1 protein-coding gene is annotated in these 1,319 nt (G+C 72.7%); it reads right to left on the bottom strand.

Annotated features, from left to right (window positions below; translation table 11 throughout):
* On the bottom strand, nt 1-1,296 hold a 1,296-nt coding region (locus tag AB0G02_RS40670), incomplete at its 3' end, for a serine/threonine protein kinase (RefSeq protein WP_360806018.1).
* Nucleotides 1,297-1,319: the final 23 nt, after the last annotated feature.

Genomic DNA, 1,319 nt, shown 5'->3' with positions numbered 1-1,319 from the left:
CACCGGCGCCGCCCGCAACGCCGCCACCACCTCGTCCGGATCACCCGTCGTCGCCGCCGTCGCCAGGAAACCCGCCGCCGCGTCGGAGGTGTCCACCTGCGGCACCGGCAGCCCCGTCGCCACCGCCCGCACGTCCAACCCGCCCTCCGTGCCGAACGCCCGCCGCTCCGGCGTGAACTGCAACGACACACCCGGCCTGGGCACACCGTCCTGCTGCGCCAGCACCTCCCGCAGCACACCGGTCAACTGCTCGGCCATCTCCTCGGCCGCGACGAACCGCTGCTCCGGGTCTGGATGGGTCGCCCGCAGCAGGAACCGGTGCAACGAGTCGTGCTCGCGCAGCAACGGCTGCTCCTCCGGCCCCGGCAACGACTCCGTGAACCGACCCCGGAAGTCGAACCCGAAGCTCATCACCGCCAACGCCCGACCCACCGTGTACAGGTCGGAGGCCACCGACGGGCCGGTCCGGCCGATCTCCGGCGCCTGGTAGCCGACGGTGCCGTAGATGGGGGAGTGGCGGTCCCCGATCCGCCGCACCGCCCCCAGGTCGATCAGCTTCAACTGCTCCTCGGTCTGGATCACGTTGTCCGGTTTGAAGTCGCAGTACAGCAACCCCACCGAGTGCAGGTAGCCCAACGCCGGCAGCACCTCCAGCGCGTAGGCGATCGCCTGCGCCACCGGCAGCGACCCGGTGCCCGCGCCGTCAGCCCGCGACTGCTTGACCAGGTCCTTCACCGACGTGCCGCCGACGTACTCCATCACGATGTAGTCGACCAGCTCGCCGCTGACCCGGTCGGCGTGCCGCACGAAATTGTGGATCTTGACGATGTTCGGGTGCTCCACCTCCGCCAGGAACCGGCGCTCCGCCCTCGCCGCCGCCATCGCGTCCGCGTCACCGGAGTCCAACAGGCCCTTGAGCACCACCCACCGGTCGCTGACCGCGTGGTCGGCCGCCAGGTAGATCCACCCCAGCCCGCCGTGCGCCAGGCACCCCAGCACCTCGTACTGATCGTGCAGCACCTCGCCCGGCGCCAGCTTCGGCGTGAACGAGTAGTGGTGCCCGCAGTGCGCGCAGACCCCCTCCACCAGACCCGGCACGCCGTCCCGGCCGCGCCCGACCTCCCGGCCGCAGCCCGAGCAGAACCGCTTCGCCTCCGGCACCTCCGGGTCGGTCAGCACGGCGGTCTCCGGGTCCCGGTACGGCACCCGCGGCACCTCCACCAACCCCGCGCCCAACCTGCCCCGCCCCGAGGACCGGGTCGACGCCGACGCCCGCCGCGACCGCCCCGCCGACACCGAACCCGCCGCCGCCGACCAGG

It is taken from the genome of Actinosynnema sp. NPDC023658 (assembly GCF_040639995.1).
GTDB lineage: Bacteria > Actinomycetota > Actinomycetes > Mycobacteriales > Pseudonocardiaceae > Actinosynnema.
This window is presented reverse-complemented; position numbering and strand designations above follow the sequence as displayed.